Annotated in this window: 26 protein-coding genes, 1 tRNA gene and 1 pseudogene; 18 read left to right on the forward strand and 10 right to left on the reverse strand. The window is 72.7% G+C overall.

Annotation, left to right across the window (positions count from 1 at the left end; translation table 11 throughout):
• Nucleotides 1-28: 28 nt before the first annotated feature.
• On the reverse strand, nucleotides 29-1078 hold the full coding sequence (locus KM427_RS07780) for an alkaline phosphatase family protein (RefSeq protein WP_215526841.1): 1050 nt from the start codon (nucleotides 1076-1078) through the stop codon (nucleotides 29-31).
• A 100-nt stretch (nucleotides 1079-1178) separates the two neighbouring features.
• Between KM427_RS07780 and murI the strand changes: the two genes are divergently transcribed.
• Nucleotides 1179-2018 (forward strand): glutamate racemase, encoded by an 840-nt coding sequence (murI, locus tag KM427_RS07785; RefSeq protein WP_252275148.1) that lies wholly within the window; start codon nucleotides 1179-1181, stop codon nucleotides 2016-2018.
• Nucleotides 2015-2794 (forward strand): MBL fold metallo-hydrolase, encoded by a 780-nt coding sequence (locus KM427_RS07790; RefSeq protein ID WP_252275150.1) that lies wholly within the window; start codon nucleotides 2015-2017, stop codon nucleotides 2792-2794. The genes murI and KM427_RS07790 overlap by 4 nt, the downstream gene beginning before the upstream one ends.
• 369 nt (nucleotides 2795-3163) lie before the next feature.
• On the opposite strand, the gene KM427_RS07795 is transcribed toward KM427_RS07790, so the two are convergent.
• On the reverse strand, nucleotides 3164-3775 hold the full coding sequence (locus KM427_RS07795; protein WP_246390210.1) for a response regulator transcription factor: 612 nt from the start codon (nucleotides 3773-3775) through the stop codon (nucleotides 3164-3166).
• Between the two features lie 77 nt (nucleotides 3776-3852).
• Nucleotides 3853-5013: a histidine kinase gene (locus KM427_RS07800; protein WP_215526842.1), complete on the reverse strand. Its 1161-nt coding sequence runs from the start codon at nucleotides 5011-5013 to the stop codon at nucleotides 3853-3855.
• A gap of 130 nt (nucleotides 5014-5143) precedes the next feature.
• On the opposite strand from KM427_RS07800, the gene KM427_RS07805 reads away from it, so the two are divergent.
• From KM427_RS07805 to rdgB, 6 genes are read left to right on the forward strand one after another with little or no spacing between them, the layout of a single operon-like run.
• Nucleotides 5144-6049 carry an ABC transporter ATP-binding protein gene (locus KM427_RS07805; protein WP_215526843.1) on the forward strand — a complete coding sequence of 302 codons (906 nt, stop codon included), beginning with the start codon at nucleotides 5144-5146 and terminating at the stop codon, nucleotides 6047-6049.
• 2 nt (nucleotides 6050-6051) lie between these two features.
• Nucleotides 6052-6861, forward strand: a complete 810-nt coding sequence (locus KM427_RS07810; RefSeq protein WP_215526844.1) for an ABC transporter permease — start codon at nucleotides 6052-6054, stop codon at nucleotides 6859-6861.
• Nucleotide 6862: 1 nt separating this feature from the next.
• The gene (locus KM427_RS25445) at nucleotides 6863-7156 is read left to right on the forward strand and encodes a hypothetical protein (RefSeq protein WP_252275152.1); all 294 of its coding nucleotides are present in this window, start codon (nucleotides 6863-6865) and stop codon (nucleotides 7154-7156) included.
• A complete protein-coding gene (locus KM427_RS25450) occupies nucleotides 7150-7647 on the forward strand; it encodes a hypothetical protein (RefSeq protein ID WP_252275155.1) in 498 nt (165 codons plus the stop codon). The genes KM427_RS25445 and KM427_RS25450 overlap by 7 nt, the downstream gene beginning before the upstream one ends.
• A 29-nt stretch (nucleotides 7648-7676) precedes the next feature.
• Entirely contained in the window at nucleotides 7677-8405 is a 729-nt protein-coding gene (gene rph / locus KM427_RS07820; RefSeq protein ID WP_183591013.1) for a ribonuclease PH, read from the forward strand.
• Nucleotides 8402-9010 (forward strand): RdgB/HAM1 family non-canonical purine NTP pyrophosphatase, encoded by a 609-nt coding sequence (gene rdgB / locus KM427_RS07825; RefSeq protein WP_215526845.1) that lies wholly within the window; start codon nucleotides 8402-8404, stop codon nucleotides 9008-9010. The genes rph and rdgB overlap by 4 nt, the downstream gene beginning before the upstream one ends.
• Before the next feature lie 131 nt (nucleotides 9011-9141).
• Here rdgB and KM427_RS25455 read toward each other — a convergent pair whose 3' ends face one another.
• The 4 genes and pseudogenes from KM427_RS25455 to bcp form a co-directional block, all read right to left on the reverse strand.
• Nucleotides 9142-9303, reverse strand: coding sequence for a hypothetical protein (locus tag KM427_RS25455; RefSeq protein ID WP_252275465.1), 162 nt, complete (start codon nucleotides 9301-9303; stop codon nucleotides 9142-9144).
• Nucleotides 9304-9419: 116 nt separating this feature from the next.
• Nucleotides 9420-10010, reverse strand: a pseudogene (locus KM427_RS25460) (bile acid:sodium symporter family protein); the annotation flags it as partial.
• Nucleotides 10011-10229: 219 nt separating this feature from the next.
• Nucleotides 10230-10303: transfer RNA gene (locus KM427_RS07835), tRNA-Leu, on the reverse strand.
• Nucleotides 10304-10417: 114 nt separating this feature from the next.
• Nucleotides 10418-10909: a thioredoxin-dependent thiol peroxidase gene (gene bcp, locus KM427_RS07840; RefSeq protein WP_183591010.1), complete on the reverse strand. Its 492-nt coding sequence runs from the start codon at nucleotides 10907-10909 to the stop codon at nucleotides 10418-10420.
• 105 nt (nucleotides 10910-11014) lie between these two features.
• Here bcp and KM427_RS07845 point away from each other — a divergent pair, with 105 nt between their 5' ends.
• The 6 genes from KM427_RS07845 to KM427_RS07870 all read left to right on the forward strand — a co-directional run bounded on the left by KM427_RS07845 (nucleotide 11015) and on the right by KM427_RS07870 (nucleotide 14136).
• A complete protein-coding gene (locus KM427_RS07845) occupies nucleotides 11015-11716 on the forward strand; it encodes an energy-coupling factor ABC transporter permease (protein ID WP_215526846.1) in 702 nt (233 codons plus the stop codon).
• Nucleotides 11713-12060 (forward strand): PDGLE domain-containing protein, encoded by a 348-nt coding sequence (locus KM427_RS07850; protein WP_183591008.1) that lies wholly within the window; start codon nucleotides 11713-11715, stop codon nucleotides 12058-12060. The genes KM427_RS07845 and KM427_RS07850 overlap by 4 nt, the downstream gene beginning before the upstream one ends.
• Complete coding sequence (cbiQ, locus tag KM427_RS07855; protein ID WP_183591007.1) at nucleotides 12060-12731, forward strand: cobalt ECF transporter T component CbiQ; 672 nt, start codon at nucleotides 12060-12062, stop codon at nucleotides 12729-12731. The genes KM427_RS07850 and cbiQ overlap by 1 nt, the downstream gene beginning before the upstream one ends.
• Nucleotides 12728-13477 (forward strand): energy-coupling factor ABC transporter ATP-binding protein, encoded by a 750-nt coding sequence (locus KM427_RS07860; RefSeq protein WP_183591006.1) that lies wholly within the window; start codon nucleotides 12728-12730, stop codon nucleotides 13475-13477. Before cbiQ ends, KM427_RS07860 begins: the two co-directional genes overlap by 4 nt.
• A 76-nt stretch (nucleotides 13478-13553) precedes the next feature.
• Nucleotides 13554-13808: a DUF3618 domain-containing protein gene (locus tag KM427_RS07865; RefSeq protein ID WP_183591005.1), complete on the forward strand. Its 255-nt coding sequence runs from the start codon at nucleotides 13554-13556 to the stop codon at nucleotides 13806-13808.
• 28 nt (nucleotides 13809-13836) lie between these two features.
• The gene (locus KM427_RS07870) at nucleotides 13837-14136 is read left to right on the forward strand and encodes a GroES family chaperonin (RefSeq protein ID WP_183592186.1); all 300 of its coding nucleotides are present in this window, start codon (nucleotides 13837-13839) and stop codon (nucleotides 14134-14136) included.
• A gap of 40 nt (nucleotides 14137-14176) precedes the next feature.
• Here the strand turns inward: KM427_RS07870 and KM427_RS07875 are convergent, their stop codons facing one another.
• The 3 genes from KM427_RS07875 to KM427_RS07885 form a co-directional block, all read right to left on the reverse strand.
• Nucleotides 14177-15472 carry a hypothetical protein gene (locus KM427_RS07875; protein ID WP_215526847.1) on the reverse strand — a complete coding sequence of 432 codons (1296 nt, stop codon included), beginning with the start codon at nucleotides 15470-15472 and terminating at the stop codon, nucleotides 14177-14179.
• A 171-nt stretch (nucleotides 15473-15643) separates the two neighbouring features.
• A complete protein-coding gene (locus KM427_RS07880; RefSeq protein ID WP_215526848.1) occupies nucleotides 15644-17134 on the reverse strand; it encodes an FAD-dependent oxidoreductase in 1491 nt (496 codons plus the stop codon).
• A gap of 49 nt (nucleotides 17135-17183) precedes the next feature.
• A complete protein-coding gene (locus KM427_RS07885) occupies nucleotides 17184-17537 on the reverse strand; it encodes a hypothetical protein (protein ID WP_215526849.1) in 354 nt (117 codons plus the stop codon).
• A 123-nt stretch (nucleotides 17538-17660) separates the two neighbouring features.
• On the opposite strand from KM427_RS07885, the gene KM427_RS07890 reads away from it, so the two are divergent.
• From KM427_RS07890 to KM427_RS07905, 4 genes are all read left to right on the forward strand, one after another.
• The gene (locus KM427_RS07890) at nucleotides 17661-18668 is read left to right on the forward strand and encodes an iron ABC transporter substrate-binding protein (RefSeq protein WP_252275157.1); all 1008 of its coding nucleotides are present in this window, start codon (nucleotides 17661-17663) and stop codon (nucleotides 18666-18668) included.
• 68 nt (nucleotides 18669-18736) lie between these two features.
• Entirely contained in the window at nucleotides 18737-20248 is a 1512-nt protein-coding gene (locus tag KM427_RS07895; protein WP_252275159.1) for an ABC transporter permease, read from the forward strand.
• The gene (locus KM427_RS07900) at nucleotides 20245-21306 is read left to right on the forward strand and encodes an ABC transporter ATP-binding protein (protein ID WP_215526850.1); all 1062 of its coding nucleotides are present in this window, start codon (nucleotides 20245-20247) and stop codon (nucleotides 21304-21306) included. The genes KM427_RS07895 and KM427_RS07900 overlap by 4 nt, the downstream gene beginning before the upstream one ends.
• Complete coding sequence (locus tag KM427_RS07905) at nucleotides 21303-23906, forward strand: AMP-binding protein (RefSeq protein ID WP_215526851.1); 2604 nt, start codon at nucleotides 21303-21305, stop codon at nucleotides 23904-23906. The genes KM427_RS07900 and KM427_RS07905 overlap by 4 nt, the downstream gene beginning before the upstream one ends.
• The last annotated feature ends 47 nt before the right edge of the window (nucleotides 23907-23953 follow it).

The raw sequence follows: 23953 nt of genomic DNA on the forward strand, positions 1-23953 counted from the left end.
CGCTCCGCTCGCACCTCAACCGGCGAGGTCAGCCGACGTCGAGGTCCTGGCCGGCGTTCAGGTCGCTGCCGGGGATCGGGCCGAGCCCGAGCAGATCGAGCGCGAGGTTGCCGAGGTCGCCGTTGCGTACCGGCTGCCGGGCCGCGGCGTACCCCGGGTGCCGCTTGCGCGGGTTGCGGTAGTCGGGGTTGAGCGCGTAGAGGTCGCCCGGCTGCACGCCGGCGCCCCAGGCCAGGAACGGGATCCGGTAGTCCGCGAGCACGCGCGGGGAGTGCGTGCGCTGGCCCGGCACGAAGCCGTGGTCGGCGGTGAGCACGACGGTCAGGTGCTCGGCCAGCATCGGGTTGGCCGCGACGGTGTCCAGCAGCGTGCCGAGCTGGCGGTCGGTCTTGCGCACCGCGGCGAGGTACTGGGGCGACAGCCCGCCGTACAGGTGCCCGAACCGGTCCGGCAGCGACACGTGCAGGAACGTGAACGCCCGGTCGTTGTCGACCAGGTCCGCGACGGCGGTGCGCACCAGGCGACGCTGCTTGACGTCGTACGCCGTCCGGTCGATGCCCGACGGCCAGGACCGCTCGTAGAGGCGGAACTTCTCCTTCGTGCTGAACAGGGCGCTCTCGCCGCCGGCGGCGCTGACCACGCTGAAGACCGACGCGACCGGGTGACCGGCCGCCTTCTGCACGGTCATCCACGGCCGGTTGTCGTCCCAGGTGACCCCGTGCCCGCCGGCGCGGGCGTCGATGCGGCGGCTGGTCAGCATGCTGGTGTGGTTGGGCAGGGTGACGTTCTGCTCGTACTCCGTGCGGGCGTTGAGGGTGCCGGAGCCCTCGCTCAGCAGCCGGTGGAAGGTCGGAGTCCGGGCCGCGCCGAGCCGCTTGAACGCGCGTGGGTTGAGGCCGTCGACCGAGATCGCGAGTACCCGGGCGGCCGAGGACGGCAGCGGGTCCCGGAGGGCGGCGGACGCTCCCGGGGACGCTCCCGGGGACGCGGCCTGGGACGCGGCGTGGGTCGCGCCCGCGGGCGCCAGCAGCGCGAGCGCCAGCGCGCACGAGGACAGCAGGACGGAGCGGCGGGCCATGGCCGCGACGCTACCTGCTCCGGGCGCCGTGATCGGCATCTCCCGTGACCTGGGTCGCGTGCCCACCGCGCCGGGGGTCCGACGCTCTAGCCTTGCCTGCGTGTCCGACCTGACCAGCGCCGACGTGGCGGCGCTCGCGCGCCGGGATGCCCCGATCGGCATCTTCGACTCCGGCTTCGGTGGCCTGACGGTCGCCCGCTCGGTCATCGACCAGCTGCCGCACGAGTCGATCGTGTACGTCGGCGACACCGCTCGCCAGCCCTACGGCCCCAAGCCGATCGGCGAGGTCCGCGAGTACGCACTCGAGTGCCTCGACCACCTGGTCTCCCTCGGCGTGAAGGCGCTGGTCATCGCGTGCAACTCCGCCAGTGCGGCGATGCTGCGCGACGCGCGGGAGCGCTACGACGTACCCGTCGTCGAGGTGATCCTCCCCGCCACCCGCCGCGCCGTCGCGGCCAGCCGCACCGGCCGGATCGGCGTGATCTGCACCCGCGCGACCGCGGAGTCGATGGCCTACGACGATGCGTTCGCGGCCGCCCCGCACGTCGAGCTGTTCACCCGACCGTGCCCGCGATTCGTCGACTTCGTCGAGGCCGGCGTCACCGGGGGGGACGAGCTGCTTGCGGTCGCCCACGAGTACCTCGACCCGCTCACCTCCGCCGGCGTCGACGCCGTCATCCTCGGCTGCACCCACTACCCGCTGCTGACCGGCGTGATCTCCTATGTCATGGGCGACAACGTCACGCTGGTGAGCAGCGCCGAGGAGTGCGCCAAGGACGTCTACAAGATGCTGGTCGCCACCGACCTGATGCGGCCGGGGGGCGACCCGACGTACACCTTCCTCACCACCGGCTCGCCCGCGGAGTTCGAGGCGATCGGCCGGCGCTTCCTCGGCCCCGAGATGGTCGCGGCCTCCCAGTTCGTCGGGGGACTCGCATGACCGCCCCGGCGACGGCCCCGATGCGGCTCACCGTCGTCGGCTGCTCCGGCTCCTACCCGGGGCCGTACTCGCCCGCGAGCTGCTACCTGCTCGAGCAGGAGCACGACGGCCGCACCTGGCGGATCCTGCTCGACCTCGGCAACGGCGCACTCGGCGCGCTGCACCGCCACGCCGACCCGCTCGCGATCGACGCGGTGCTGCTCAGCCACCTGCACGCCGACCATTGCCTCGACCTGTGCGGCTACTACGTGCTGCGCAAGTACCACCCGACCGGTCCGCAGCCGCGGATCCCGGTCTGGGGCCCCGAGGGCACCGCCGACCGGATGGCGCGCGCCTACGACCTGCCGACCGATCCGGGCATGACCATGGAGTTCGACTTCCTCGTGTGGGACGGGCCGGTGCGGATCGGGCCGTTCGCGATCACGCCGGTGCCCGTCGCCCACCCGGTCGCGGCGTACGGACTCCGGATCTCGAACGGGGGCGGCACGCTCGTCTACACCGGCGACACCGGCCCGACGCCGGTGCTCGACGACCTCGCTCGTGACGCCGACCTGCTGCTCGCGGAGGCGTCCTTCCGCACCGGCGACCCGGTGCCGCCCGACCTGCACCTGACCGGCACCGACTGCGGTGGGGTCGCCACCCGCGCCGGGGTGCGGCGGCTCGTGCTCACCCACATCCCGCCGTGGCACGACCCGCGGGACGCGCTCGCCGAGGCCCGCGCGGCGTACGACGGTCCCCTCGAGCTCGCGCGGCCGGGGGCTGTGTACGAGATCTGACGGCGACGGTGGCGGAAGAGGTTGCGCCCGCACCGGCCGCGGTGGTTGAGGAGGTTGCGTCCGCACCGGCCGCGGTGGTTGAGGAGGTTGCGCTAGCACCGTCCCGGTGGTTGAGGAGGTTGCGCTAGCAACCGTCTCGAAACCACCACGATCCGAGTTCTCGGCCGCTCGTCTCGTTCAGTGGTCCGCGACTTCGATTGGATTTCGAGACGCGCCGCGCAGCCCGTCGCTTCGCTCCGGTCTGCGCCGGCGCTCCTCAATCTTCGGGCCTGGTCCGGGACTTCGCAGGCTCAGTCCCGGGGCCCTCGCGTCGGCGCTCCTCAATCTTCGGGCCTGGTCCGGGACTTCGCAGGCTCAGTCCCGGGGCCCTCAGCTCAGACCAGCGTCGTGGACACAGATCGCGATCTGGACTCGGTTGGTCACCTGGAGCTTGTCGAAGAGGCGCGAGACGTGCGCCTTCACGGTGGGCACGGACAGGTGCAGGGACCGGGCGATCTCGGCGTTGCTGAGCCCCTTGCCCACGGCGAGCGCGACGTCGCGCTCGCGGTCGGTGAGCAGCGCCAGCCGGGCCTCGGCCTCGGCCGCGCGGGTCGCGGCCGCGTTGGCGGTCTCCTCCGGCTCGTCGCGCAGCCGCCGGATCAGGGTGCGGGTGACCGACGGCGAGAGCATCGGCTCGTCGTCGACCACCTTGCGGATCGCGGCGACGATCTCCGGGGGCGGCGTGTCCTTGAGCAGGAAGCCGTCGGCGCCGGCGGCCAGCGCCTCCACGACGTACTCGTCGGCGTCGAACGTCGTGAGCACGATCACCCGCGGCGGGTCCGGGCGGGTGTGCAGCTCGCGGGTGGCGGCGAGTCCGTCGAGCCGGGGCATCCGGATGTCCATGAGCACGACGTCGGGCCGCAGGTTCCGGGCCAGGCTCACCCCCTCGTGGCCGTCGGCCGCCTCGCCCACGACCTCGAGGTCGGCCTGGCCGCCGAGCATCAGGCCGAGCGCGGAGCGCACCAGCGGGTCGTCGTCGACCACGAGCACGCGCGTGGTGGCCTTGGTCGCCGGACTGCTCACGTCCCCCACGGTATCCAGCCGTGCAGCACGAACGTCGAGCCGTCCAGCCCGGACTCCAGGAGGCCGCCGCGCAGCTCGGCGCGCTCGGTCAACCCGACCAGGCCGAGGCCGGCACCGGGCGTGTGGGTCGGGCCGAAGCCGAGCGGGTTGCGCAGCTGCACGTCGATGCCGTCGTCGGGCGTCCCGGTGATGCGGATCGTCAGCAGCGCTCCGGGAGCGTGCTTGCGCGCGTTGGTCATGCCCTCCTGGACGATCCGGTAGACGGTGCGCCCGGCCGCGTCGGGCACCGCCGGCCCCGACGGGTCGACGAGGTCCTCGAGCTCGACGCGCATGCCGGACTCCTGGGCCTCCTCGATCAGGCAGGTCAGGTCCGCGTACGTCGGCTGGGGGGCGCTGCGCCGCTCGCCGGTGTCGTCGCGGAGCACGCCGAGGACGTCGCGCAGGTCGGTGAGCGCCTCGTGTGCCCGGTCGCGGATCAGGCCGGCGCTGGCACGCATCTGCTCGGCGCTGAGGTCCTCCCGGTAGGCCAGGGCCCCGGCGTGCATGGAGATCTGCGAGATCCGGTGGGCGAGCACGTCGTGCATCTCCCGGGCGATCCGGGCCCGCTCGTTGCTCCGCGACTGCGCCACGCGCAGCTCCTGCTCCTCCTCAGCGCGCTCGGCCCGGTTGCGCAGCGTCCAGATCAGCTCGCGACGCGAGCCGATGTACATGCCCCAGCCGAGCATCGCGCCGGTGGCGATGGCGTTCGCCACCAGGATCAGCCACGCCGGGTCGGAGGTGCTCGCCGTGACCGTGCTGTAGAACTGGGCGGCCGTGAAGTTGATCGACCCGATGATCGCGATCTCGCGCCACCGGCGCCGGGTCGCGAGCGAGACGGCCGCCAGGACGGCCGGGCCGCCCGCCGTACCCGACACGGCACCCAGCGCCCCGATCACGACCGCGATGGCGAGCGGGTGGCGTCGTCGGAAGAAGACGAGCACGAAGCACCCGAGGCCGAGCACCAGGTCGAGGACCCACCACCAGTCGGAGATCTTCGCTTCCTGCTCCGAGGAGGGCAGCCACACGGCGGCGCTGATCAGCAGCATCAGGAAGAGGCGCCAGAGGTGGCTCCACAACCGCAGCGGCGGCTGGTACTCCTCGGGGCGCGGGCGGTCCACGCGGCAAGGGTAGGCCCGGCCCCGACCGTGCCGGACCGGCCGTCGGTCGGCCCCCGCCCCCTACTTAGGTCACCGCGTGTCTCGCCCGCGGGACGATGTGCCGAGCCCTTCGATGCGGCAGGGTGAAGGCATGATCACCGTCGAACGACTCACACGGAAGTACGGCAGCTTCACCGCCGTCGACGACATCAGCTTCGTCTGCCAGCCCGGGCGGGTGACCGGCTTCCTCGGTCCCAACGGCGCCGGCAAGACGACCACGATGCGGGTGATGGTCGGCCTCACACCGCCGACGTCGGGGCAGGTCACGATCGGTGGGCACCACTACCACGACATCCCCAACCCCGGCCGGCACGTCGGTGTGCTGCTCGACGCGTCCGCCCAGCACGCGGGCCGCACCGGGCGCGAGATCCTCGAGCTCGGCGCCCGCACGATGGGCCTCCCGGCATCGCGGGTCGACGAGATGCTCGAGCTCGTCTCCCTCACCCCGACCGAGGCGAAGCGTCGCCTCCGCAACTACTCCCTCGGCATGAAGCAGCGCCTCGGCATCGCGCACGCGCTGCTCGGGGACCCGTCCGTGCTGATCCTCGACGAGCCGGCGAACGGCCTCGACCCGGCCGGCATCCGCTGGATGCGCGGCCTGCTCAAGGGGTACGCCGAGCGCGGCGGCACCGTCCTCCTCTCCAGCCACCTGCTGCACGAGGTCGAGCAGATCGCCGACGAGATGATCCTGATCGGCCACGGCCGGATCGTCGCCCAGGGCGACAAGAAGTCCCTGCTCGCCGGTGCCGCGGGTGGCGCCGCATCGTTCGTCACGGCCCTCGACAACGAGGCGCTGACCAAGGCGCTGGAGGCGAAGGGCATCGGCGTCTCGGCCGCGGGCGAGGGCCTGCGCGTCGAGACCGAGACGGTCGAGATCGGCCGCACCGCCCTCGAGAGCGGCATCGTGCTCACCGATCTGCGTGCGGCCGACGGCGGCCTCGAGGACCTCTTCCTCGAGCTCACCTCCCAGACCCAGCGGGAGGCCGTCGCATCATGAGCATGAACTCCACCGTCGCCCCCGGCCTCGGACACGCCCTGGACATCTCCGGCACCTCGCCCACGCCGTTCTCGAGGCTGGTCCGCACCGAGCTCCGCAAGACCTGGGACACCCGTGCGGGTCTCTGGCTGTTGATCGCGACCGCCGCCTTGACCGGCGTGGTGATGGTCATCCAGCTGGCCGTGGTGGTCGCCCAGGACCTGACCGTCTCGTACAACGACTTCCTGACCTCGACGAACTTCTCGATCGCCCTGCTGCTGCCGGTGATCGGCATCCTGCTGCTCACCAGCGAGTGGAGCCAGCGCACGGCGATGGTCACGTTCTCGCTCGAGCCGCGCCGGCCGCTGGTGATCCTCGCCAAGCTGGTCGTGGGCATCGGGCTGGCCGTCGCGGCGGTCGCCATCGCCCTGGTGCTGGCCACCATCTGCAACGCCCTCTACGGCCTGCTCTCGGACTTCCCGGTCGTGTGGGACCTCAGCGTCCTGCAGACCCTGGCCTTCGTGCTGATGCAGATCATCGGGATGCTCACCGGCTTCGCGTTCGCCGCCCTGCTACTGAACTCCCCGGCCGCGATCGTGCTCTACATGGTCTACTCCTTCGTCCTCCCGGGGATCTTCGGCCTCGGCGCCGCGCTGATCGGGTGGTTCGAGGACCTCCAACCGTGGATCGACTTCAGCGACGCACAGACGCCGCTCATCGACGCGTCGATGACCGGCGAGGACTGGGCGCACTTCGCGGTCAGTGGCGTCATCTGGCTGGTGATCCCGCTCGCGATCGGCGTCCTGCGGGTGCTGCGCGCCGAGGTGAAGTGAGGTGACCGCAGCGACCCTCGACGTCTCGGGCACCACGGCGACGCCGTTCCAGCGACTGGTGCGCGTCGAGCTCCGCAAGTCCTACGACACCCGGGCCGGCTTCTGGCTGCTCGCGACGATCGGCCTGCTGGTCCTGGCGGCGGAGGTGATCGCCGTCTCCGTGACGGCGGCGCAGGACGAGCCGATGAGCTTCGGCGACTTCGTGGGCACGGCGGCGTTCCTGACGTCGTTCCTGCTCCCCGTGCTCGGCATCATGCTCGTCACGCGGAGTGGAGCCAGCGCAGCGCGATGGTGACGTTCTCGCTCGAGCCGCGTCGCCCGCTGGTGATCGCGGCGAAGGCGCTGGTCGGCGTGCTGCTGACGCTGGCCACCGTCGTCTTCTCGATCGTGGTCGGCTTCGTCGCCAACCTCGCCTACGGGCTGTTCCAGGGGGACACCGACTGGACCTTCGGCTGGCCGGACTTCTTCGCGTTCCTGATCACCCAGGTGCTCGCGATGCTGGGCGGCTTCGCGCTCGCGGCGCTGCTGCTCAACACCGCCGCCGCGATCGTGGTGTTCTTCGTCTACAAGTGGGTGCTGCCCGGGCTGCTCGCGCTGGGCGGCGCGCTGATGGGGTGGTTCGAGACGCTCCGCCCGTGGATCGACTTCCAGTCCTCCCAAGCCGCGATCTGGGACTGGTCGACGTCGGGTGAGGAGTGGGCCCAGCTGGTCGTGTCGGCGATCGTCTGGCTCGTCGTACCGCTCACCATCGGCATCTGGCGGGTCTTGCGGGCCGAGGTGAAGTGACGGGGCGGGGTGACACTAGGGTCGGTGCCATGACTGTCACCCCCCGCGAGGACGGCCGCGCCGACGACGAGCTGCGGCCGGTCACGATCACCCGCAACTGGCTCGACCACGCCGCCGGATCGGTGCTGGTCGAGTTCGGCCGAACCAGGGTCCTCTGCGCCGCCTCGGCCTCCGAGGGCGTCCCGCGCTGGCGCAAGGGCTCGGGTCTGGGCTGGGTGACCGCGGAGTACGCCATGCTGCCGGCCTCCACCAACACCCGCTCCGAGCGCGAGTCGGTCAAGGGCCGCATCGGCGGCCGCACCCACGAGATCAGCCGCCTGATCGGCCGCTCGCTCCGGGCGGTCATCGACTACCGGGCGCTGGGTGAGAACACCATCCAGCTCGACTGCGACGTGCTCCAGGCCGACGGCGGCACCCGCACCGCCGCGATCACCGGGGCGTACGTCGCGCTCGCCGACGCCGTGGCCCACCTCCGCTCGACCGGCGCGCTCACCGGCGAGCCGCTCACGGGCTCGGTGGCCGCGGTCAGCGTGGGCATCATCGACGGCGTGCCGCGCCTCGACCTGCCCTATGTCGAGGACGTGCGCGCCGAGACCGACATGAACGTCGTGATGACCGGCGACGGCAAGTTCGTCGAGGTGCAGGGCACGGCCGAGGGCGCGGCGTTCGACCGGGCCGAGCTCGACGCGCTGCTCGCGCTGGCCGAGAAGGGCTGCGCCGACCTGACCCGCATCCAGCGCGAGGCACTGGAGTCATGAAGGTCTTCCTCGCGTCGCGCAACCGCAAGAAGATCGAGGAGATGGAGCGCATCCTGCGCGAGCACCTCCCCGAGGTCGAGGTGCTCGGCATCGACGACGTCGAGGGCTATGACGAGCCGGTCGAGGACCAGGCGACGTTCGAGGGCAACGCGCTGCTCAAGGCGCGCGCCGGCTTCGCGGCGACCGGCCTGCCGGCGCTCGCCGACGACAGCGGCCTGTGCGTCGACGCGCTCAACGGGATGCCGGGCGTGCTCTCGGCCCGCTGGTCCGGTCCCCCCAAGAGCGACGACCGCAACAACGAGCTGCTGCTCGCGCAGCTGGAGGACGTACCCGACGAGCGTCGCAGCGCCCACTTCATGTGCGCGGTGGCCTTCGTGCACGCCGACGGGCTCGGCGGCGAGGAGTGCGCCTCCGGCGTGATGCCCGGCAAGGTGGTCCGCGGGTGCCGGGGGAGCGGCGGCTTCGGGTACGACGTGCTGTTCGAGGCCGACGACCGCCCCGGCCTGACCACGGCCGAGCTGCCCCGCGAGGAGAAGGACGCGATCTCGCACCGCGGCTGGGCGCTGCGCCGGATGGCGCCGATCGTCGCGCGGATCCTGCAGTGAGCCGACCCTCGCCGGTCGGCGGTGGGTGGTCCACCGTCTTCTGACCCGCGGTCCGTGGGGTGTCCACCGCTGGGTGGTGGGTCGGCGGTGCGGCGGTGCGCCGTCCACTGTTCCGACGGCGCGAGGGACGGTCAGGCCGGCTGAGGGGCGCGCGCCAGCCGCTTGCTGATCGCGTAGCCCCAGAGCGCGGCGAACACGAACATGAAGATCGAGTAGACCGCGGCCGGCACCGACACCTCGGTGCTGTCGAGCACCTCGACCGCGACGTAGATCGCCAGCGTCGCGTTGTGCACGCCGATCTCCATCGACGACGCGATCGCCTGCTCCTCCCGGACGCCGAACGCCTGGGCACGACGTACCCGACCACGAGCGAGATCGCGCAGAAGAGCGCGGTCGCGACGCCGACGTCGGCGAGGTAGTCGCCGACGTTCTCGGCCTGGTCGACGAGGATGCCGAGCACCAGGACCGCCAGGATCACCGCGGACCCGATCCGCACCGGTCGGTCCATCCGGAGCGCGAACGCCGCGGCCCTGGCGCGCACGAGCATCCCGATCGCGACCGGCACGAGCACGATCGCGAACACCTCGACGACCTTGGCGAACTGCAGGCTGACGGAGTCGTTCTGGTCGTAGTGGTCGATCGCCAGGTTGGTCATCAGCGGAAGCGTGAAGATGCAGATGACCGAGTTGACGGCCGTGAGGCTCACGTTCAGCGCCACGTCGCCCCGGAAGAGGTGGCTGAAGAGGTTCGCGCTGGTGCCGCCCGGAGACGCCGCGAGCAGCATCATGCCGATCGCCAGCAGTGGCGGCAGGTCGAGCGCCTTGACCAGCGCGAAGCAGATGGCCGGCAGCAGCAGGAGCTGGCAGCCCAGGGCCACCACCACCGGCTTCGGTGACCGGGCCACCCGGCGGAAGTCGTCGAGGGTCAGCGACAGGCCGAGGCCGAACATGATGATGCCGAGCGCCACCGGGAGCGCGACGGTGGTGAGCGCGGAGTCCATGCGCGGACTCTAGTGGTCGTCGCTGGAAGTTCCTCGGGGGTGGCCCGTGCTCGGGGTGCGTGCATCGCAAGGCGCCGGAGCGCGGCTCTACTTGTTCGTCCAGCAAGCGACGGCAACGCAGCGAGGTGCGTGCCCGGGGTGCGGGCCACCCGAAGAACTTCCGGTGATGGCCACTAGTGATCGTCGTCACACTGTGGGTGCGAATCGCCGGCGCTGCGGTGCGCCCGGAGAGACTCGAACTCTCACTGGTCAGGACCTAAACCTGATGCCTCTGCCTATTGGGCTACGGGCGCGCGGGGGAAGTCTCCCATGGTGGGTTCGAGGCTCGGGCCCGACGGCCCGCACGCCGCAACGCCCGTCGCGCTGGCTGAGGCGTGAGTGCCGCGAGCCTCGGCATCGCCGCGAGATCAGCGAGGCTCTTCGTCCGCGAGGTTGAGCTTGAGGTCCCTGCGCAGCTTCGCCACGTGGCCGGTGGCCTTGACGTTGTACTGCGCGAGGAAGACCTTGCCGTCCTCGTCGACGACGACCGTGGACCGGATGACGCCCTCGACGACCTTGCCGTAGAGCTTCTTCTCGCCGTAGGCGCCGTACTCCTTCATCACGGTCTTGTCCGGGTCGGAGAGCAGCGTGATCGTGAGATTGTCGCGCTCGCGGAACTTCGCGAGCTTCGCCGGCTTGTCGGGGGAGATGCCCACGACCTCGTAGCCCTGCGCCTGCAGCGAGTCGAGGGAGTCGGTGAAGTCACAGGCCTGCTTGGTGCAGCCCGGGGTCATCGCCGCCGGGTAGAAGTAGACGATCACCTTGCGGCCGAGGAAGTCGCCCAGCGCGACGTCCTTCCCGGCGTCGTCGCTCAGCGTGAACTCGGGGGCGGTGTCGCCGGGGGAGAGGCGCTCGGTCACGGGACGAACTCCTTGTCGCAATAGATGTGCAATAACGTAGAGTGGGCACGGACCCAGGTCCGACCAACCTATCCGCTGTTGCACGAACGCCGAGCAGGAGAGCCCATGCACGTCCCGGACGGCTTCCTCGACGCGCCGACCTCGGTGACGACCGGTGTGGTCGCCGTCGCGGCCGTGGGCGTGTCGCTGATCAAGGCCCGCAACGAGCTCGACGACAAGACCGCGCCGATGGCCGGCCTGGTCGCGGCGTTCATCTTCGCCGTGCAGATGATCAACTTCCCGGTCGCGTCCGGCACCAGCGGACACCTGATGGGCGGCGCTCTCGCGGCCGTGCTCGTCGGGCCCTGGACCGGCATCCTCTGCCTGAGTGTGGTCCTCCTCGTCCAGTGCCTGCTCTTCGCCGACGGCGGCATCACGGCGCTCGGCACCAACATCACGCTGATGGGCCTGGCCACGGTCGTCGTCGGCTGGCTGGTCTTCAAGGGCCTCCAGCTGGTGATGCCCAAGCGGCTCTCGCTCACCGCGCTCCAGGCCGGCATCGGCGCGTTCGTCTCCGTGCCCGTGGCCGCGCTGCTCTTCGTCGCGTTGTACGCCATGGGCGGCACGGCGGACATCCCGCTGGACACCCTCACGACCGCGATGGTCGGCGTGCACGTGCTGATCGGCGTCGGCGAAGGTGTGATCACGTTCCTCGCGGTCGGCGCGATCCTCGCCGTACGCCCCGACCTCGTCTACGGCGCCCGCCCGATCCTGGAGCGTCGTCAGCTCGAGATCCGCACGAGCTCGACGACGGGAGCCTCCGCATGAAGACCGTCTCCACCAGGTGGGTCGTCGCCGGCGTCGCCGTGGTCGCGCTGGTGCTGGCCGGCGTGATCAGCTTCTACGCCTCGGCGGACCCCGACGGCCTCACCAAGGTCTCGCAGGACAAGGGCTTCGCACACACCGAGACCGACCACGGCGCCAAGGACAGCCCGTTCGCGGGCTACGCCACCAAGGACGTCGACAACGAGCGGCTCTCCGGTGGCCTCGCGGGCGTGATCGGCGTGGTCGTCGTGCTCGTCCTCGGCACCGGCCTGGTCTACGTCGTACGCCGCCGCAAGCCGGCGGAGCCCGCCGCCAACGACGAGCGTGACCGCGAGCCGGTCAGCTGATGGGCGCGGGCCACGGCCACCAGCTGCACTACCACGGGCACTCGCCCGTGCACCGCGTCCCGGCGCACCTGAAGATCCTGGCGCTGCTGGGGTTCATGATCGTGGTGGTCGCAACGCCGCGCGACTGGTACCCGGTCTTCGGCGTCTACCTCCTCCTGCTTGCCGCGGTCATCGGGATGTCCCGGGTGCCGCCGACGTACCTGCTCAAGCGCACGGTCGTCGAGGTCCCGTTCGTGCTCTTCGCGGTGCTCCTGCCGTTCGTCGCCACCGGCCCCCGCACGGAGGTGCTCGGCGTCACCGTCAGCCAGCACGGGCTCGAGGCCGGTGTTGCGCTGCTGATCAAGGGCACGCTGGGTGTGCTGGCCAGCCTCACGCTCGCGGCGACCACCGAGCCGCAGGAGCTGCTGCTCGGCCTCGAGCGGCTCCGACTGCCGCAGCAGCTCGTGCAGATCATGGCCTTCATGGTCCGCTACCTCGATGTCGTCACCGGCGAGATGCGGCGGATGAAGGTCGCGCGGGAGTCCCGCGGCTTCTCCGCCCGCAACCCCAGGCACTGGCCGGTGCTGGCCCGCTCGGCGGGCGCGCTGTTCATCCGGTCCTACGAGCGCGGGGAGCGGGTGCACCTGGCGATGCTGTCGCGGGGCTACACGGGCCGGATGCCGCGCTCATGACACCGGTCCTCGACGTCCACGGCCTGGCCTACGCCTACCCCGACGGGCACCAGGCGCTCTTCGGCGTCGACCTGCACGTCCACCGCGGGGAGCGGGTCGCGCTGCTCGGTCCCAACGGCGCCGGCAAGACCACGCTGGTGCTCCACCTCAACGGCATCCTCACCGCCGGCGCGGGCTCCGTCGCGGTCAGCGGCCTCGCCGTGGAGAAGGCCAACCTGACCGAGATCCGGCGCCGCGTCGGGGTCGTCTTCCAGGACCCCGACGACCAGCTCTTCATGGGCACCGTGCGCGCCGACGTCGCCTTCGGGCCGGCCAACCTCGGCATCACCGGCGCCGAGCTGGACCACCGGGTCCTGCGGGCGCTCGAGCAGGTCGGCATGGAGGAGTACGTCGACCGGCCGCCGCACCACCTCTCCTTCGGCCAGCGGCGCCGGGTCGCGGTGGCGACCGTGCTCGCGATGGAGCCGGAGGTCCTGGTGCTCGACGAGCCGTCGTCGAACCTCGATCCCGCCTCCCGCCGCGAGCTCGCCGACATCCTGCGCTCGCTCGACGTGACCGTCCTGATGGTCACCCACGACCTGCCGTACGCGCTCGAGCTGTGCCCGCGCTCGGTGGTGCTCAGCGGCGGCACGGTCGTCGCCGACGGCACGACGTACGACGTGCTCACCGACGAGGCTCTGATGAAGGCGCACCGCCTCGAGCTGCCGTTCGGGTTCGATCCCCGGACCGCGATGCCCCGCCCGTAGGCGGGGTACCCGCTGATTGGTAGCGTTTCCGCTCGACGCCGTCATCGCGCGTCGTCACGAGTCAGAGGAGAAGAGGGTGGGCCAGGACCAGCAGCTGTCCGAGCTCGAGCAGGAGATCGCCGAGACCAGGGAGCGCCTGGCGACGACGATCGACCAGCTCTTGTACCGGGCGCACCCGAGGACCATCGTGAGTCGCGAGGTCAGCAGCATCAAGGCCCGCTTCGTGGACACCCGCACCGGCCAGCCCCGCACCGACAACATCCTGAAGGCCGCGGGCGCGGTCGTCGGCGTGGTCGCTGTGTTCGTGATCATCCGGAAGGTCGTCAGCTGATCCCGTGAGCAGCAAGACGCCCATCAAGATGCTCCACGACCGGGTCCTCGTCGAACTCGACAAGGAGTCCGGGGAGCGCCGCTCCTCCGGCGGCATCGTCATCCCCGCCACCGCCGCCATGGGCGCCCGCCGGCTCGCCTGGTCGAGGGTCGTCGCGGTCGGCCCGCACGCCCGTGCCGTCCAGGTCGGCGACCGGGTCCTCTTCGACGCCGACGACAAGGCCGAGGTCGAGGTCAACGGCGAGCTGTACGTCGTGATGCGCGAGCGCGACGTGCATGCCGTCGCCGCCGATCGGGTGGGCGACGCGGCCACCGGCCTCTACCTCTAGTTGGCACCGCCGCCCGGGTCGGTGCCGGCCGCGGTCGGGGTCAGCGGACCCTGATCCGCAGCGTCTTGCTCGCCACGCCGTCGACGACCACGCGGAACTGGTAGGTCCCGCGCTTGGCCAACCGCGGGAAGGTGACCCGCGCCGACCCGTCGGCCGCGATCCGGACCGTGCGCGCCGTCTTCCAGGAGCCCCGGGCCTGGCGCTGCACTCGGAGCACCTCGGCGTCGGTGTCGACCACCGTGACCTGGACCGGCTGCGGAGCCGCGCCCTTGCGGACCGCGACGGCGCCCGAGCGGAAGCCGGTGAGCCGGGCCGCGGTCGGAGCCGCCTCCGGGCCGGCCGCCGACGGCACGGCCGCGGCGGGCGCGGGCTCGGCGGGTGCCGGGGCGGCGGGCGCGGGCTCGGCGGGTGGTGCCGGTGCTGCGGGTGCCGGTGCTGCGGGTGCGGGGTCCGGCGCCGCCCAGTCGCCGCAGCCCAGGCTGCCCTGCCAGTGGTAGTTGGTGCCACCGACCTGGACCCACACGACGCGGTACGCCGTCACGCCGGCCGGCCACTGGGGGTGCGCGGCGTAGGTGAAGACGGTGCGCCCGCTCCAGGTGCCGTCGTTGTTGTGGAAGTTCAGGGTCAGCTCGCCCAGGTTCGTCTCGAACCGGATGTTGACGTCGTTGGCCTGCCCCGACGGGATGTTGGCCGGGTAGTCGACGGTGAGCTCGTCGCAGGTGGGCGGGGCGTACTGCCAGTCCCACGTCCACGGCACGACCTCGGTCGTCGGGTGCTCCGGGTCCGTCGTCACCGGGAGCTCGCCCTCGCCCGGCTCGCCGGGGTCGGTCGGGTCGCCGGGGTCGGTCGGGTCCGTCGGGTCGGTGGGTCCGGTCTGGCACGGCTGCACCCAGAAGGTCTTGAACTTGTGGTCCGAGCCCTGCGACCCCGGAGTGGTCGTGGTGACCTTCACGTGGAAGCCCTGCTGCGGGTGCGGCGTGCCGGTGAAGGAGAGCGTGTAGACCTCCCGGGCGTCGAGGTCGGTGCCCCCGCCGGCGGCGTCGCCGCCGACGAACACGCTGGTGTTGCCGGTGACGCTGATGGTCGCGTCGGCGGTCGGCGCCTGGCTCGCGAAGCTGACGGTGGAGACGAACTCGGAGCCCTCGTCGTAGCCGTACCACTCGATCGCGAACGAGCACGACACGTGCGGGTCGTTGCTCGGCGTCCCGACCTCGTCGGCCTCCGCGATCTTGACGGTCCCGTTGTTCCCGTTGCCCGCGAGCGCCGGGGCGGCCCCGAGCCCGAGGATGGTGGGCACGAGGAGGGCCGAGGTGAGGGTGGCGAGCCGGCTGCGCATGGACGGTGCTCCAGGGGTCGTGGACGAGGTGCGGGCACCAGGCTCACATGCGCGTCGGGCGGTTTCGGCGGTTGTGGCAGAGCCTTGGACGACCGGTGGGCGAACCTTGCAGAGCCCTTGAGGAAGGCCCTTCCCGGGTGTGGCGCGGGCCACGCCGCGCTTGTTCGTCGGTCAACGACGTCGGCGCAGCCCGCACGTCGCCGGCCCCTCGAGCACGCTGCCGTCGGTGTCGAAGCGCGAGCCGTGCAGCGGGCAGTCCCAGCTGCGTTCTGCGTCGTTCCAGCGCAGCACCCCGCCCAGGTGGGTGCACACCGCCGACACCACCTGCTCGCGGCCGTCGACGCGGGTGGCCGCCGTGGGCGGTCCCGGCCGCTCGTATCGCACCCGGCCGTCGCCGTCGTCGGGTGCCGGTCGGGCGCCGGCGTGCCGGAGTGGGCGCAGCCAGCCGCCGACCAGCTCGACGCCGACCTCGGCATTGGCGAGCGCTACCCCGGGAAGACCGGAGAGCTCGCGGGTGCTCCACGGCTCGAGGGCGCTCGCCCATGGCTGCTGGCCGCCGAGCACACGACCGGAGATCGCGAGTGCCGCGGCGACGCCGTTCGTCAGCCCCCATTTGGAGTAGCCGCCCGCGACCAGCACCTGCTCGGCACCCGGAAGCACCGGCCCCACGTAGGGCAGTGCGGACGTCGTCGCGTAGTCCTGCGCCGACCAGGCATGGGTCTCCCGTGCCCCCGGGAAGTGCTCGTGGGTCCAGAGGCGCAGCGAGTCGAGGTGCTCCCGCTCGGAAGTCGCCGCCCCCGTGCGGTGCCCGGAGCCACCGACGAGGAGCAGCCGCCCGCCGTCGGCATCGCGCAGCGACCGCGTCGGGCCGTCGGCCGAGAGATACATGCCGTCGACCGCGGGGGAGTCGGTGCGGAACGCCAGCGAGTACGACCGCTGCGGGGTCGCCCGGGCGAAGAAGCCGCCCCGGTCGAGGATCGGCATGTTGGTCGCGACGACCACCAGGCCGGCGCTCGCCTCGCCGCGCTCGGTGAGCACGCGCACCGGGTCCCGACCACGGACCCGGCGCACCCGCTCGCCCTCGACGACGACGGCCCCGTGCCGGCGGGCGTCCGTCGCCAGCGCGGCCACGAGACCCACCGGGTCGACCTGTCGCTGGTCGGGCAGCAGCACGGCGCCCCGCGTCGGGAAGGGGAGCGGAGGACGGTCGACCCAGGTCGCCTCGTCCAGACCGGCGCGCAGGAGTGCGTCGAGCTCGGAGCGTGCCGCGCTCTCCCCGCCGGCCGACGTCGCGTAGGTGTAGGCCGGCCGCGTCTCGCACTCGACCTCGTGGTCGCCGCAGAAGCGGTCGAGCCAGGCCAAGCCTTCCCGGTTGGCCTCCGCGTAGGACCGCAGCACCGCGGTCGAGTGGCGGCGCGCGATCCGCGAGAGGTGGGTGCCCTGCAGGACGCTGACCTTGGCGGTGCTGCCGCCGGTCGTGCCCGCCCCGATGTGCCGTGCCTCGACGACCGCCACCGAGTGACCCGCGCGCGCGAGCAGCGTCGCAGTCGTGAGCCCGGTGACACCACCGCCGATGACCACGACGTCCCACTCACCACCCAGCACCGCGGCTTCGGGGCTGGGCATGTCGTTGCGGTCCCACCACACCGATCTCAACGTCATGGATGGGCGGTGCCCCACCCGGGGCACGTCATGCGGCGTGCGGCGCGGGTCAGCGGCGACGGAGCACGGCGTACGCCGCCCCCGCGGCCGCCAGCGCGGCGAGGGCGATGCCGGGGGCGAGGCCGCGGGGCAGGTCGCCGTCGGTGCGGTAGCCGGCCCGGGCCAGGTGGCTCTGCGCGGAGCGGATCGAGCGGTTGGCCTGGTGGGAGAGCACCGAGCCGTCGCTCTGGTGGGAGAGCAGCGAGAAGCGGCTCATCGACGACCCGACCGAGCCCAGTGACGCGAACGACCCGACGCTGCCGAGGGAGGCCGCCGAGCCCACGGACCCGATGCTGAGCACGGACCCGTCGGAGCAGACCGACAGGACGCTGTTGCGGGACCGGTACGACCAGAGGCTCGGCACGACCCCGATCGTAGGCCGGGGCTCTTCGGCTTCGGCGGACCGCGCTCCGGGTCCTCATGAAGATGCCCTAAGGTAAGCCTGCCCTAATGGAGATCGTCACCCTGAGCCACAGGAAGCCCGCCCGTGAAACGTCTGCCCCTGGCCCTCGTCAGTGTCCTGGTCATCGCCCTCGGCAGCGCTGCCTGCTCGGGGGACGACGGGCCGAAGATCGTGGTCTACAACGCTCAGCACGAGCAGCTGCTCGAGGAGATCGCGCCGAAGTTCGAGGAGCAGACCGGCATCAAGGTCGAGCTGCGCAACGGCTCGGACTCCGAGCTGGCGGCCCAGCTGATCCAGGAGGGCGAGGCCTCCTCGGCGGACGTCTTCCTGACCGAGAACACGCCGGCGATGTCGGCGGTCGAGCGGGCCGGGCTGTTCGCGCCGCTCGAGGCCGCGGCGACCGAGCCGATCCCGGCCGCCTACCGGCCGGCCAGCGGGGAGTGGACCGGCTTCGTGGCGCGGTCGACGGTGCTGGTGTACAACCCGAGCCTGGTCGGGGAGGACGAGCTGCCGGAGTCGCTCCTGGACCTCGCGAAGCCCGAGTGGGCCGGCAAGGTGTCCTTCTCGCCCACGGGCGCGGACTTCCAGGCGATCGTGGCCGCGGTGCTCGACCTGGAGGGCGAGGACGCCACCCGGCAGTGGCTGGAGGGCCTGAAGGCCAACGGCACCGTGTACGACGGCAACAACGTGGTGCTCGAGGCGGTCAACTCGGGTGAGATCGCGACCGGCATCGAGTACCACTACTACTGGTACCGCGACCAGGCCGAGTCCGGCGACCACAGCGACGACAGCGAGCTGCACTACTTCGGCGACCAGGACCCGGGCGCGTTCCTCAGCGTCTCGGGCGCCGGGGTGCTGAAGAACGCCGAGCACCCGGACGAGGCTCAGGAGTTCGTCGCGTACCTGACCAGCGAGGAGGGACAGCAGGCGCTGGCGGACAGCTACGCCCTGGAGTACCCCCTGAACCCGGCGGTCGGCCTGGAGCCGCCCGTGCGGCCACTCGCCGAGCTGCAGCCGCCCACCGTCGCCGTCAGCGACCTCGACGGCGACAAGGTGGTGGAGCTGCTCTCCGACGCGGGGTTCGTGCTCTGAGCGTCCAGGCCACCGTCGCACCGCCCGGGCTCCGCCGCCCGGGCCGGGAGACGGCTCGGCCGCCGGCGGTGCTGGTGCTGCTCGGGCTGCTGGTCGCGGCGACGAGCCTGCTGCCGCTCGGCTTCGTCGTCGTCTCCACCGCCGAGCTCGGCCCCGCCGAGGCCTGGGACCTGGTGACCCGGCCGCGCTTCGACGACCTGGTGTGGAACACCGCCCGACTGCTGGTCGGCGGCGTCGCGCTCAGCCTGCTCCTCGGGGTCGGGTGCGCGTGGCTCGTGGTGCGCACCGACCTGCCGCTGGCCCGCCTCTGGCACGGCCTACTGTGCGCACCGCTCGCGGTGCCCGCGTTCGTCAACGGCTACGGCTGGATCTCGACCACCCACGCCGTCCAGTCCTACTGGGGCGCGGTGCTCGTCGTCAGCCTCTCCTACTACCCGCTCGTCTACCTGCCGACCGTGGCCGCGCTGAGCCGGCTGGACTCCTCGGTCGAGGACGTCGCCGCCAGCCTCGGCGCCGGCGCCTGGTCGTCGTTCTTCCGGGTGGTGCTGCCGACGATCAGCCCCGCCGTGCTCGGCGGGGCGCTGCTCGTCGGCCTCCACCTGCTGGGGGAGTACGGCGCCCTGCAGCTGCTCAACTTCCCGACCCTGACCACCGGGATCCTCGACCAGTACCGCCTCTCCTTCAACGGCCCGGCCGCCACCATGCTGGCGCTGGTGCTCGTCGCCTTCTGCCTGGTCCTGCTCGGCCTCGAGCTGCTGGCCCGCGGCCGCCGACGCCGCTCGCGCGTGGGCTCCGGCGTCGGCCGGCCGGCGACCCGGCACCGGCTCGGCCGTGCCGCACCGGCCTGGTGCGCGGCCCTGCTCGCGCTCGCGGTGCTGAGCCTCGGCGTACCACTCGTCAGCCTGGTGCGCTGGCTGGTGCGCGGCAACTCGTCGTCGCTGCCCGCGGGTGACCTCGGCGCCGCGCTGGGCACCACCCTCGGTCTGGCGGTCGCCGCCGGCGTGCTGGCCACGGCGGCAGCCCTCCCGATCGCCTGGCTCGCGGTGCGGTACCGCGGCGTGGTCGTCACCCTGATCGAGCGGGCGGTGTACCCCGCGAACGCGCTGCCGGGCATCGTCGTCGCGCTGGCGCTGGTGACGATCTCGATCCGGGTGGTGCCCTCGCTCTACCAGACGCTGCCGGTGCTCGTCGTCGGCTACGTGATCCTGTTCCTGCCGCGCGCCGCGGTGGGCGTCCGGCCCACGATCGAGCTGGCGCCGCCGGTCCTCGAGGACGTTGCGACCTCGCTCGGCTGCAGCCGGGCGGGCGCCGTCCGCCGGGTCACGCTGCCCCTGGTGCTGCCCGGGCTGGCGGCCAGCGTCGCGCTGGTCTCGCTGGCCGTCGGCACCGAGCTCACCGCGACCCTGCTGCTGGCGCCCACCGGCACCTCGACGCTGGCCACCGAGTTCTGGTCACGTGCCTCCGCCGTCGAGTACGGCGCCGCCGCCCCGTTCGCGCTCGCGCTGATCCTGCTGTCGATACCCGCCACGTGGCTGCTCGGGAGGGCGGCCGTGTCCCGGAGCCCGAGGAGGCCGGCATGACTCGACCGACGGTGGGGCTGCGGGTCAGCGGCCTGACCAAGTCCTTCGGCACGACTCGCGTCCTCGACGACGTCGACCTCGACGTGCCCGGCGGGATCACCGCCGTGCTGGGCGCCTCCGGCTGCGGCAAGACGACGCTCCTGCGGCTGATCGCCGGCTTCCTCGAGCCCGACGCCGGCACCATCCGGCTCGGGGACCGGACGGTCGCCGGTGCGGGCCGGCCGGTGCCGCCGCGGCGCCGGCGGATCGGGTACGTCCCGCAGGAGGGCGCGCTGTTCCCGCACCTCGACGTCGCGGCGAACGTCGCGTTCGGCCTCCCGTCGGGCCGCCGCTCCGCGGCCGCGCGGCGGCGCGTCGAGGAGATGCTCGACCTGGTCGAGCTGCCCCGCGCCGCGGCGAGCCGGCACCCCCACCAGCTGTCCGGCGGTCAGCAGCAGCGCGTCGCGCTGGCCCGCGCGCTCGCGCCGCGACCGGACGTCGTACTGCTCGACGAGCCGTTCTCCTCCCTCGACGCCGCCCTGCGCGAGGAGACCGGACGCGCGGTCGTCAGGGCCCTGCGCGCCAGCGAGGCGACGGCGGTGCTGGTCACCCACGACCAGGGCGAGGCGCTCTCGCTCGCCGATCTCGTCGCGGTGATGGCGCACGGACGCTTCCTCCAGGTGGCGGCACCCACCGACATCTACCTCGACCCCGCGGGCCCGGCCGTGGCGTCGTTCGTCGGGCACGCCGTGCTGGTGTCGGCCGAGGCGCACGCCGGAACCGCCGCCGGCGCGCTCGGCCCGATCCCGGTGCGCGGTGCCCGCGACGGCCGCGTCCTCCTGGCCGTGCGGCCCGAGCAGGTCGCGGTCACCGCGAAGGACGCGCCCGGGTGCCTGACCGCCGAGGTGGTCGAGGTGTCGTTCTTCGGGCACGACGCGACCGTCCGCGTGCGGGTCGGCGCGGACGACCAGGTCGACCTGACCGCGCGGGTGCCCGCGACCGACGTACCCGAACCCGGGACGCAGGTCGGCGTGCGCGTGGTCGGCGAGGTCCTGGCGTTCCCCGAGAACCCGCGATGAGCACGCTCCCGGTCGCGCGTCCCGCCCACTGGCTGCTCGGCGGGGCGCCGGGCGATCCGGCGCTGGTCCACGGCGACCGGGTGGTGACGTACGCCGAGCTCCTCGACCTGGTCACGGCGGAGCGGGACCGCTTGGGGCCGCGGCACCTCGTGACGCTGGAGGCGCGGCCGACGATCGAGTTCGTGGTCGCCTACCTGGCCGCACTGGCCGATGGCCACCCGGTGCTGCTGCTCGGCGAGGGCGGTCTCGAGCGGCACGCCCATCTGGTCGCGGAGTACCGGCCCGGCACCAGCACCGGCCTGCACCCCGACCTCGCGCTGCTGCTCTCGACGTCCGGCTCGACCGGCTCGCCCAAGCTGGTCCGGCTCTCGCGCGCCAACGTCGAGGCCAACGCACGCAGCATCGCCGACTACCTCGACCTGCACTCGAAGGACGTGGCGATCACCGCGCTGCCCCTGCACTACTGCTACGGGCTCTCGGTGCTGCACAGCCACCTGCTGGTCGGCGCCACCGTCGTGCTGACCGACCTGTCGGTCGCCGACGCCTGCTTCTGGGACCTCGCCGAGCGCACGTCGGTGACCGGCCTGGCCGGAGTGCCCCATACCTTCGCGCTGCTCGACGCCGTGGGCTTCGGTCGGCGGGTGCTGCCCCGGCTCCCGTCGCTGCGCTACCTGACGCAGGCCGGCGGCCGGATGGCGCCGGACCGGGTCCGTGAGTACGCCGCGCTGCTCCACGAGCGCGGCGTCGACCTGTTCGTGATGTACGGCCAGACCGAGGCGACCGCGCGAATCGCGTACCTGCCGCCCGAGCTCGCGCCGGACCACCCGGACGCGATCGGCGTCGCCGTCCCGGGCGGCACGCTGCGCGTGGTGCCGGTGCCGGACGCGCCACCGGGGACCGGCGAGCTCGTCTACGCCGGACCCAACGTGATGATGGGTTACGCCGAGTCGCTCGCCGACCTGGCCCGCGGTGCCGAGCTGAGCGAGCTGCGCACCGGCGACCTGGCCCGGGTCACCGATGCCGGGCTCGTCGAGGTGCTCGGCCGGCTCGACCGACAGGCCAAGGTGCTCGGCCACCGGGTCGACCTCGACCGGGTCGAGGCGCTGCTCGCCGACGCCGGCGACGTCGTGCGCCTGGTCGCGCGCCCGGAGCGCCTGTGGGCGTTCGTCCCCGGCGTCCGTGCCCGGTCCCGGGTGCGCGACCGCATCGCCGCCGCGACGGGGCTGCGCGGCTCGGCGCTGCGGGTGGTGGTGCTCGACACCCTGCCGGTCACCGCGTCGGGCAAGCCCGACGACGCCGCACTCCGGGGTCACGTCGAGCGTGAGGAGTCGCTCGGCGGCCCCGTCGCCACCACGCCGCTCACCGCCGAGGAGGTCCGCGACCTCTACGCCGTCGTGCTCGGTCGCCCGGAGGCGACGGTCGCCGACTCGTTCGTCGGGCTCGGCGGCGACTCGCTGTCCTACGTCGAGGTCTCGACGCGGCTCGGTGAGCGGCTCGGCACGCTCCCGTCGTCCTGGCCCACGAGGTCGGCGACCGACCTGGCCCGCGTCGCCGTTCCGGCGCCGGCCGACCCCGCCCGGCGCCGGCGCGGCGTCCCGGTGGACGTCTCGGTGGTGCTCCGCGCGGTCGCGATCACGCTCGTCGTGGTCACGCACGCGGACCTGTTCCAGCTCCAGGGCGGTGCACACCTGCTGCTGGCGGTCGCCGGCTACAACCTCGCTCGGTTCCAGCTCGCGGTCACCGACCGGCGTGAGCGGGTGCTCGGACTGCTGCGCAGCGCGCGCACGGTCGCGCTGCCGGCGGTGCTGTTCGTGGGCCTGCTCGCCGCGGTCGGCCACGAGTACCGGTGGCCGACGGCGGTGCTCCTCAACGGGGTGCTCGGGGGCGATCGCTGGGACGAGCAGTGGCAGTTCTGGTTCCTCGAGACGCTGGTGTGGAGCTACCTCGGCCTGGCCGCGCTGCTCGCGCTGCCACTGCGCGCCCGCGCTCATCGGGCCGCGCCGTTCCGATCCGCGCTCCTGCTCCTCGCCGTCACGCTCGCTGTGCGCTACGCGTGGACCGGCGTCGAGGCGACGTCGACCGAGCGGTACACGCTCGGCATGGTCGCCTGGTGCATCGCGCTGGGCGCGTGTGCGGCGTACGCCCGCAGCCGGTGGCAGCGGCTGCTCGTGGCCGCGATCGCGGTCGCGGCGACGGTCGGCTTCTTCGGCGACCCGCGGCGCGAGACGCTCATCGTGGCCGGCGTCCTGCTGCTCCTCGCCGGCCGGCCGGTCCGGCTGCCCGGATGGGCGGCCTCGGCGCTCGGCGTCCTCGCCGCGGCATCGCTGTGGATCTACCTCACCCACTGGCAGGTCTACCCGCCGCTCGAGGACGGCGGCCATCAGGTCTGGGCGATCCTCGCCTCGCTGGCGGTCGGTGTCGCCGCGTCGTACGCCTGGTCGGCCGCGAGCCGCCGGCTGCGCCCGGCGGGGTCCGGTCGTGGTCTCGGGACTGCCCCGGCGGCCCGAGAGCGACGGCTCGGCCGCGCCGGTCTGGGGTGGGCTCCGGTGGAGGCCGGTGACCCCGGCGGCATCAGGGGCCGCAGGTTCATCAAGGGATGAAGGTCGCCGCGCGCCTACCCGGGTGAGCTCACCCGGGTAGGCGCGAT

The organism is Nocardioides sp. LMS-CY, assembly GCF_018732145.1.
Classification (GTDB): domain Bacteria; phylum Actinomycetota; class Actinomycetes; order Propionibacteriales; family Nocardioidaceae; genus Nocardioides; species Nocardioides soli.